Here is a 9,621-nt window from a genome sequence, read left to right as displayed (position 1 = left end):
ATGCTTTCAGTTGGTTGTCGTTGTTAAGATGAACAACAGTGTGAATTAAACAACAAATGGTAATCGCTGAGACGGTTTTCGTCTATAAGATATCGATGATAAGGCGTATAATCTCTGCCTGTTCCAGCCACTTTATACGGGGTTCCCCACAAAATGACACAGGATGAGATGAAACTGGCAGTTGCTCAGGCAGCAGTTGAATATATCCAGCCAAAGCTAGCCAGAGATTCAATTGTTGGCGTAGGCACTGGTTCCACGGCAAACTTCTTTATCGATGAGCTGGCTAAAATAAAGCACATTTTTGAAGGCGCAGTTGCCAGTTCAGAAGCCACAGCTGAGCGACTAAAGGGCCATGGTATTAATGTATTTGATATGAATTCAGTGGACCAGATGGATGTTTACGTTGATGGGGCTGATGAATTTGATGGTCGCCTTAATCTCGTTAAAGGTGGCGGTGGTGCACTGACGCGAGAAAAGATTGTTGCTGATGTTGCCAAAGAATTTGTTTGCATCGTTGATGAGAGTAAGAAGGTTGATCTTCTTGGACTCTTCCCTCTTCCGGTCGAAGTGATTCCGATGGCCCGTTCACAGGTCGCCCGTGAGTTGGTAAAGCTGGATTGCATGCCGGTTTATCGTGAAGGCTTTGTTACCGATAACGGTAATGTGATTCTGGATCTACATGGTCTGGAAGTTGAAGAACCTAAAGAGCTGGAAACCCGGATAAATAATATCGTTGGGGTAGTGACTAACGGTTTATTTGCCCGTCGTGGTGCCAATGTGATTCTGATGGGTACCCCTAACGGGGTTGAAACCATCAAATAAGCATTAATCCTGCGCATAAAAAAAGGCCTTCATATGAAGGCCTTTTTTTTTATCCATAAACGGCCGTTTACAGAACAACCCGAGACCATGCGATGCTGGCAGGCATAGTGATCCAGGCCAGCGCACAGAGGTTGATCAGAATCCATACAGGACCTGAGCCGTCACGGAAGTTTTCGTCATGGTTTGCCATGATTATTCACCCGTTATTGTTAATAGAACTGTTGGGAAACGTACAATTTTGTGTCTTTTGACATCTTCTTTAACCGTTTCACGCGGCGATTCTAACAGTATCTGAGTAAGCTGGATAGTTGCACTTTAGCCGGTGTCGGCAAATGAAGAGCCAGGCGTAAGTGAGCTAATTTTATTCTTGAGTATGCTTCATATTGCTAGATGCTATAGCTCAACGCTTTTTTAAATTATGATGCCGGTAGTCTTTTCTATGCTGTTCGGCTATTTAACAGACCTTTTCTAAGTTCGGACTGGACTGGTACTATCATAGAACTGAGTCAGGATGTGTCACAGGTAGGTGGTTATGAGTGTGAAAGGTTTTTTGCGCAAATTTATTATTTTTTCAGCGCTATTTTTTCTGTTCCTGCATACCTCAATACAATTAGGGAGAGACTATGCCGTTCAATGGCTACTGAATCAGGGGGCTGAGTCGGCTCATATCCATTCCCTGTCAGTAAACTGGTTTACGGGTAAGGTCAGGCTGCATGGTGTTCATATTATTACCCCTGATCAACCCGATCTGAGGTTAGCCAATCTGGAACTGGACCTGGATTATCAGGCACTATTTAAGAAACGAATCTTAATTTCAGCGTTATCTATTGAAGGCCTTTCAGCCGACCTCTTGCAGCAGTCCGGCGATGAAAGCAGTCAATACGTGATAGGGCCGGTTCAAATACCCGTTTCCGATACTACTGAAGAGGCGGTTGAGCCGGATGATTCCGATTCCTCAGACTGGCTGGTCGGGTTAGACAAACTGACGATTTCAGATCTGAACTGGCAGGCCCGCTTACCTGAGGGAACGCATCAGCTAGCGATAGATCAGGGCAGTATTTCAACTTTTTACATGTGGCGAGAACAGGCTACCACCGAGCTGAAGTTGCTTGGCTCAATTAATGGTGCTCAGTTTGATCTGGATACCCGTGGTCAGCCACTACCAGAGACCAAGCGTTCCGAGATAGTGATTAGCCTGAAGGCGTTACCGGTTCACTCTTTCACAGCTCCCTTTGTGCCGGGTTTAAAGGCGACCTTATCAGCGGATCTGACTATTTCGGTGGAAGCCGGTGAACAGATCGCCATCACCCAGAAAGGCAATATCAGTGTTGATAACTTCAGTTGGCAAGACAGTGATTTGAATCTGAGTCAAAAGTCATTGGGCTGGCAAGGTGATACGGATCTGTTGATAACGAACAGCCAGTTACAAAAAGTAAATATAAAGGGTGAGTTGAAGGCCGGGGCACTGGGCCTGGAAAATCCTCAGCTATTGGTCGAACTGCTCAGTAGTCATTGGCAGGGTAATGCTGATCTGCAGTTTAACGATGGAGCGCTGGGTGAGATTAATCTCATTGGCGGTTTGCAGGCGAAGGCGCTTAACCTTCAGTCTGAGAAGCGTTTACAGGTCGAACTAGCCGACCTGGATTGGAACGGCCCCCTTAACGTGAAGCTTAGGGAGCCGGAAGTATTGGTGTCCGGGGATTCGGGAGCGCTTCAGTTATCAGGGTTTCAGCTGTCAGGCTTAGCCTCGCCAGAAAGTCAGCAGGCACAAAAAATTGCGCTACTTAATCGATTGAATGTTAAGAATATTAACCTTTCCCTACCAGAAGAATTATCTGTCGGTAGTGTTGATATTAATGCTCTGAGGGTGGCTCCGGGCTCAGAAGCAAAGTCGGAACAGACACTGGTTTCTACTGATGTTCAGATCCAGAGGATCAAAATGAAACTGGCTGAAGCCGTGGATATTAAGCAGGTTAGGTTGAGTAATTTAGTGCTTCAGGAGACATTAGATCAGGCACAACAGCCGCAAAATGTTAACCGGCTGCTCGCAGATCTGGAACAGCTGCAGGGGCCGGCAGATAATTCTCAGACTGCAATTGAAGGTAATGATAGCCAGCCAGATAAACCCTTACGGGTCACCTTGGGTAAGGTTGTGGTGGCTGAGGATAGTAAAATACTCTTTACCGATAACAGTACTCAGCCGGTATTCAGTTCTGAAATTGGTATTGTCCGTGCTGAGATTAATCAGCTTGATACGGGTAGTAAACAGCCCGCCCGGTTTGATCTGGGTCTTAAGCTGAATGGTTTTACCGGCCTGGATCTGAGTGGTTCTACTAACATGGCTGGTGGTGGTGACACTGCGATCTGGAAGGGTGATCTTAAGCAGTTAGATCTGCCCAGGCTGAGTCCTTACAGTATTATTCATACCGGTTACTATCTGCAGAACGGACAGTTACACCTGAGCAGTAAAGGTGAGCTGGCAGATGGCAAGATTGACGGCACAAATCATATCCAGATAAACCGCCTGGAAGTGGAGGTGGCTGATCAGGACCAGATGAGTAAGTTTAGTAAAAAGCTATCAATGCCTTTAGGAACAGCTATCTCTGTTTTACAGGATTCAGACGATAATATTGATCTGGATATACCTGTCACAGGCTCGCTGGATGATCCTGATTTTGGCATTCAGAGTGTCATTAACCGGCTGGCAGGTAAGGGGCTTAAGAAAGCGGCCTTTAGCTTTTTAACTAAGTCATTGCAGCCCTACGGTGCTTTGATCAGTCTGGCTGTTAGCGTTGCGCAGGATGGTTCGTTTATTAGCTTACAACCGGTTGCCTTTAGTCCTGGCAAGGCTGGGCTGGATGATACCGGGCGTGATTACCTAACGAAGATCAGTACCATGATGTCGGACCGCAAAGGGATGCGTCTGAATATCTGTGGTCAGGTTGTACAGCAGGACCAGGCTTTGATACGAACTACCCTTGAAGAACAGAATAAAAAGCGCGATGAACCTTTAACGGCCGAACAGTTGGCCGAAGAGGAGCTGAAACAGCTGGCTGAGCTGGCTCAGTTGCGGACTGATGCGGTAAAAACACAGCTTATCGCCAGCATTCCCGGAGAGCGGTTGTTTGGCTGCTTCCCTGTCCCACGGCTGGATGACCCTAAGGCGTTACCTACAGCGACACTAGGTCTTTAATTATAAGTTTCTCTCAATAAATCCGAATCTTTGTCGTTAAACAGCGAACCTGACTTCGGATTTATTCATCGGTTACTTAGCTTAATTTAACTGAGCTTAGCTTTGCTGGAGTTGTTGATAGCCGCTTTGGCGTCGGCCCAAAAGGGTGCCAACAATAAAAAGTAGTGCTCCGCCTGCGGGGAGTGAAATCCACAGCCAGGGATGCAGAGTCAGGGGTAACTCGAGTAGCTGGTAACTTAATAATCCGGTAATCAGCTCGCTAAGGGCGGCGGCCATGGCTCCACTGAGTCCACCCAGTAGAGAAAACTCTAACAGATCAAGCTGTCGGGTCTGACTCCGGGTGCTACCAAGTACCTGCAATAGTGCATTTTCATGGCGCCGTTGCTCTAATTCCTGACGTAGTAATAACTGCACCAGCATCATGCCAGCTAGCAGTGTCAGGCCCAGAATCAGTGATGCGGCTCGAATCAGTTGATCAATTAGCTGGCTGGCCTGATCAATCCATTGCTTGACATCGATCAGCGTTAGCGCTGGAAAAGTATTCAGAAGGTTTCGACTAAATTTCTGTTGGCCCTCACCGGTACTAAAACTGGTGATGTAAGTATGTGGGTAGTTCTTCAGTACCGCAGGACTAAATATAATATAAAAATTTGGCCGGAAGGAGCGCCATTCGACCTTACGGATATTGCTGACGGTAGCATCAAAGCGTTGGCCGGCTACTTCAAAGCCCAGCTTGTCACCCAGGGTTAGCTGTAGCGCTTCGGCCAGTTCCTGCTCTATTGATATAAGGTTTTCATTACTTTGTGCTGGCCACCAGGTGCCGTTTATTATTTCGTTATAGACCGGTGCCTTGGCCGACCAGCTCAGATTCAACTCCCGATTGAGAGAGTTGTGCTGCAACTGCTCTGTAGTCAGGCGTTCTGCAGGAGGCTTGTCATTAATGAGTGTTATTCGACCGCGTATCATTGGAAACAGTTGATGGTCTATTTTTGACTCTTTGAGGTATTGGCTCAGTGGGGCCAGCTCCCAGGGTTGTATATTAATAACAAACTGATTGGGTGTATCTTCAGGCAGTTGTTGCTGCCAGCGGTTTACCAGTTCATTTTGGCTTAGTAATAAGCTACTGAGCAGTGCCAGTAACAGGCTCATAATACCTAACTGGATTTTGTGCCAGTGCTGTTGCTGTCGTAAGCGATATTTAAGTAGCCTGCCGAGCCGAAAGTGCCGTGCCAGAATAGTTGCTGAGGGCGTTAACAGAAAACTGGCAACGGTGCCCGCCAGTAATGTACCCAGGCCTATTGAAATAATTGCTAAGAGCGCAGTGACAGGCGAGCCAAGGTAAAGCGCCAGTACTCCGCAGAGTGAGATAAAAATCAGCAAGCGGGCAGGGTTATTCAGTGCTGTTTGGCTAAGTTGATCGTGACGTAACAGCCCCATGACTGGGATCCGACTCATCTGTATGAGCGGAGATAAACCGATAATAAGTAATAGCCCGAGACTCAGTAGCGGTCCATTTAGGTAATATTCCAGATCTGCAGCAGGCAGTCCGGTTGGCAGGAGCGAGCGTAACAGGTATTCGGTAAGTTGAATCAGCCCGATACTGAATAGACAACCCAGTACTGCAGCCAGCAGCCATCCATTAAATAACTTAAAGAGATATAGTTTAAGAATATGTTGCTGCTCCATGCCTAAACTTTTTAATAGGGCGCAGCGCGGTAATTGGGCATCACTATAGCGGCGCAGGCTCAGGGTGATCATAAGACCGCAGAGCAGCAAACCAAATAATGCGGAGAGTCTTAAAAAAGTTGATGCGTGTTGCATCGCCCCTTCGGCCATGGGCTGATCTGAATAGACAGATAAGAGCCTCTGTTGGGGTGTTAGCTGGGCCTGAATCAGTTCGTCAAAGGCGGTCACCCCATCTTTGTCGCCGCTGAACAGACTGCGATATCCGATCCGGCTTCCCGGTTGGACTACTTTTGTTGCGGCCAGATCAGATTGATTGATGAGCAGTTGCGGACTAAAGCTACGGAAGCCTGTACCCCGATCCGGTGAGCTAACCAGAACAGCGGTGATTTTAAACTGACTATAACCCAACGAGATGGTTGTACCGACGCTGATGCCTATCCTGTCTAATAAAGCTTGTTCCGCCCAGACAGTGCCAGGCTCGGGTATCGCCGCTGACTGCTCTGGAAGGGTGGTCAGGCGGCCCCGTAACGGATAGGGATCATTCACCGCTCTCACCGAGCTGAGTAGCATCTGCTCCCCGGTGCTGATCATGGTTGAAAACTGAACTACCTGGGTCGATTCTAGCCCCAGTTCTTTGGCCTGAAGTAACAGGTTTTGCTGGATCGGCTGGCTATCACTCAGACTTAGGTCTGCTCCGAGCATTGCCGCGCTTTGCTGGCCCAGGCCCTTTTCTAACTGGTGACCCAGCAAAGCGAGAAAACTGGCCAAAGAGGTTGCCAGAATAAGCGCCATTAACAGTGCCCGCCATTCCATTGAACGCAGATCTGAGCCTGCTTGCTTTAGTGCTAAACGCAGAATCCCGAGGTTGGTCATAGCTCCTCTAGCTCTCCATTATGCAGTTTTAAGCGGCGCTGGCAGCGTTGTGCCAGGGATGGGTCATGGGTAATCAGAATCAGGGTAGTGTTTAACTCTTCATTCAACTTAAAAAGTTGGTCAATAATCGCTGCACCGGTTTGTTCATCTAAGTTTCCGGTAGGTTCATCTGCAAACAGCAGACTTGGTGAGGTGGCAAAGGCTCTGGCGATAGCCACCCGCTGTTGCTCCCCGCCAGAAAGCTGTGCCGGGATATGATGATAGCGACTGGCCAGACCTACTTTATCGAGCCACTCCTTGGCTCGATTCAGACTGTTATTCTGGCCCTGAATATCCAGGGCTAACTGAATGTTATCTAAGGCGCTCAGCTCTGGAAGTAACTGAAAAGACTGAAAAATAAAGCTTATATGTTGAGCTCTGAGCTCAGCAAGAGATTGTTCAGTGAGTTGACTGATAGGCTGTCCCAGCAAACGGATGTTACCCGAAGTCGGGATATCTAATCCGGCCAGAAGGCTAAGCAACGTTGACTTTCCCGCCCCGGAAGGGCCGATAATTGCAATACTTTCACCCGCAGCCGCAGTGATACTGATATTATTAAATATGTTCAGTCCGCCACTTTGATTAGGAAATGTCTTGGCAATTTGAGTGGCGATTAATACAGGTTCTGATTCCGGAGTGTGCATGGCACCTTTCTTCGCTGTCTGGTTAATGCTTCTGTCTAGCTTAGCATGGAGTAGCTCAATATTAGTGATGGGTGATAGCCTGTCTGCTGCATATGGTATGTCGCCACAGTATGGCTGGGTTCAACTACTGGATCAGCGGATTCAGCAACAGGGTTATAAGTATCAGATAGTGAATGCCAGTATCAGTGGTGAAACCACCCATGGCGGGCTCGCCAGATTGCCTCAGGCACTTGCACAACATCAGCCTGAACTGGTGATAGTCGAGCTTGGCGCCAATGATGGTTTGCGAGGGGCTCCGCTATCACTGATAGAAAGAAACCTAATCGCCCTAATTCAGAAATCACGCAATGCCGGGGCACGGGTGGTGCTGCTTGAGATGCAGATACCTCCTAATTATGGGCCAAAATACGCTGATGGCTTTATGGCTTTATTTAGTAAAGTGGCAGGGCAGGAAAAGGTACCATTAGTCCCCTTTTTTATGGCCCCTGTGGTGCTACAGCAGGAACTGATGCAAAGCGATGGTTTACATCCTAATGAACAGGCTCAGCCGGTGTTGCTGGATCAGATATGGAAGACGCTTCAACCCCTGTTACAGATTCAGAATGAATCGGGATGATAACGACAATTCGGGTACCGTTTTCGTGATTGTTGGTTATTTTGAAATTACCGCCGAGTGCTCTTACCCGCTCACGCATACCGATTAAACCGAAGCCGGATTTGAACGCTATCTGTTTAATATCAAAGCCGATACCATCATCACTTATCATGACTTCTAAGCGATCACCACTAATCTCCTTGCGCTGGCCTTGGCTGGTGCGGTGAATGTCGATCCATACATTATGGGCCTTGGCATATTTTATAATATTACTGAATGCTTCCTGAGTGAGTCTGAACAGGGTGATATTGTAATCTTCATGCATCTCATTCAATGCACCCCGGAAATCGGTGTGTAATATGATGCCATGTTCATCGAAACGGTTGGAAACTATACATTCCTGAATAGCGTCCATCAGCCCCAGATCATCTAACGCGGATGGGCGAAGCGTCCGCATCATGCCATAGGTGACGTCGTATATGTTCTGTGCAATTGCATCGATAGATTCTGCGGTCTGATTAACCAGACTATTTTCGTCTGGATGGATACGCTTCAGAATTTTGGCATCGGTACGGATAGCGGTAAGGGATTGGCCTAGCTCATCATGGAGCTCACGTGACAGGTTTCGGCGTTCTTTTTCCTGTACCGCTAATACCTGGTGTGTCAGGCGTCGATTTTCAATGAGTTGATCCCGCAGTTCTTGAGTACGGGTATGAATCCTGTTTTCAAGTTGCTGACGCTCATCTTTCAGTTTGGAATAAATTGAGGATTGTTCACTCTCGGCAGCCACTTTTTGTCGTAGATAGGCCATCAGAAGCAGGTAAACGGCAATTGAGCATAACAGCAGAATCACTAATTGGCTGATGCTGAGGTTCTTAGGACTGAATTGTTGTGCTATTTCGAGCTGGAAAGATTGTCCGAAGCGGTTGATCGTACGTTGCTCTTTTAGGATAGGCAGCCAGTGTGGCATCGGCTCATTGTTGGTTGAGGTAAAGCGCTGATCCAGAATAGCGCCCGATTCATCCTTCAGGCTGATGATGGCGTTTTCAGAAAGAAAACTAGAGCTGGGAAGCAGGCTGGCGATATTGATAACCAGCGAGGCGATATAAAGGTTATTTCCATCTGGCGCTGTATTGCGATCAAAAAAGGCCAGAAAAAGTCCGTAGCTGGAACGATTGTTATTTAATGTAAAAGGCGGCGAGGCAACCGGTTGATGGTAGCGTCGCGCAAAATTAATCGTTTCAGCAAACACCGGATCAGATAACAGATCTTTGTTTAGCAAATAACGGGTGTCAGGGGTCAGAGGCTCAATAAAAACAATGGGGAAACTGGCATTATAGCTATTAGCATCAGGGTTAACATTGAACTGGCTGGTCGTTCCATAGCCAGTAGTGAGCGGCGGTGCTTGATGGTGTATCTGGAGGCGTTCAATATGGGGATAGCGCTTACGCATCTCATTAGCAAAGCTACGTATAGCGTCAACATCATCCGGTCTGGCACTGACAAGTACCGTGAAATTTTGCAATAGCACTTCATTTATATAGGTTTTTTCATAAACAGAAGAGTAAATGAAATGAGCATCACTGCTGAGAGACTTCTGTAGCCGGTTGTAATCTGAAAACAGGCTCAGACCCACCAGTAACAGTGTAAGGGCTAGCCAGCCAAGCGTTATAAATGGAAAGTAACGTTTCTGCATAGTGTGTGGTTTCGTCCCTGATGCTTAACTCAATTCCCTGTCGTTTACGTAAGTGTAATCTATTTTTGTTCAG

7 protein-coding genes are annotated in these 9,621 nt (G+C 47.3%); 3 read left to right on the top strand and 4 right to left on the bottom strand.

From position 1 onward, the window contains the following. The first annotated feature begins 153 nt into the window (after positions 1-153). Positions 154-822 carry a ribose-5-phosphate isomerase RpiA gene (gene rpiA, locus EHS89_RS18250; protein WP_124927606.1) on the top strand — a complete coding sequence of 223 codons (669 nt, stop codon included), beginning with the start codon at positions 154-156 and terminating at the stop codon, positions 820-822. A gap of 67 nt (positions 823-889) precedes the next feature. On the opposite strand, the gene EHS89_RS21520 is transcribed toward rpiA, so the two are convergent. Next, entirely contained in the window at positions 890-1,012 is a 123-nt protein-coding gene (locus tag EHS89_RS21520) for a hypothetical protein (protein ID WP_268239406.1), read from the bottom strand. Positions 1,013-1,354: 342 nt separating this feature from the next. Here EHS89_RS21520 and EHS89_RS18245 point away from each other — a divergent pair, with 342 nt between their 5' ends. Continuing rightward, positions 1,355-4,015 (top strand): DUF748 domain-containing protein, encoded by a 2,661-nt coding sequence (locus EHS89_RS18245; RefSeq protein ID WP_124927605.1) that lies wholly within the window; start codon positions 1,355-1,357, stop codon positions 4,013-4,015. Between the two features lie 96 nt (positions 4,016-4,111). Here EHS89_RS18245 and EHS89_RS18240 read toward each other — a convergent pair whose 3' ends face one another. Both EHS89_RS18240 and EHS89_RS18235 read right to left on the bottom strand, forming a co-directional pair. Further along, positions 4,112-6,574 (bottom strand): ABC transporter permease, encoded by a 2,463-nt coding sequence (locus EHS89_RS18240; RefSeq protein ID WP_124927604.1) that lies wholly within the window; start codon positions 6,572-6,574, stop codon positions 4,112-4,114. Next, positions 6,571-7,257, bottom strand: coding sequence for an ABC transporter ATP-binding protein (locus tag EHS89_RS18235; protein ID WP_124927603.1), 687 nt, complete (start codon positions 7,255-7,257; stop codon positions 6,571-6,573). The genes EHS89_RS18240 and EHS89_RS18235 overlap by 4 nt, the downstream gene beginning before the upstream one ends. On the opposite strand from EHS89_RS18235, the gene EHS89_RS18230 reads away from it, so the two are divergent. Beyond that, a complete protein-coding gene (locus EHS89_RS18230) occupies positions 7,256-7,873 on the top strand; it encodes an arylesterase (RefSeq protein ID WP_124927602.1) in 618 nt (205 codons plus the stop codon). The genes EHS89_RS18235 and EHS89_RS18230 overlap by 2 nt on opposite strands. Here the strand turns inward: EHS89_RS18230 and EHS89_RS18225 are convergent. Continuing rightward, entirely contained in the window at positions 7,788-9,548 is a 1,761-nt protein-coding gene (locus EHS89_RS18225) for an ATP-binding protein (RefSeq protein WP_124927601.1), read from the bottom strand. The genes EHS89_RS18230 and EHS89_RS18225 overlap by 86 nt on opposite strands. Positions 9,549-9,621: the final 73 nt, after the last annotated feature.

Source organism: Amphritea balenae (genome assembly GCF_003858655.1).
Taxonomy (GTDB): Bacteria; Pseudomonadota; Gammaproteobacteria; order Pseudomonadales; family Balneatricaceae; genus Amphritea; species Amphritea balenae.
This window is presented reverse-complemented; position numbering and strand designations above follow the sequence as displayed.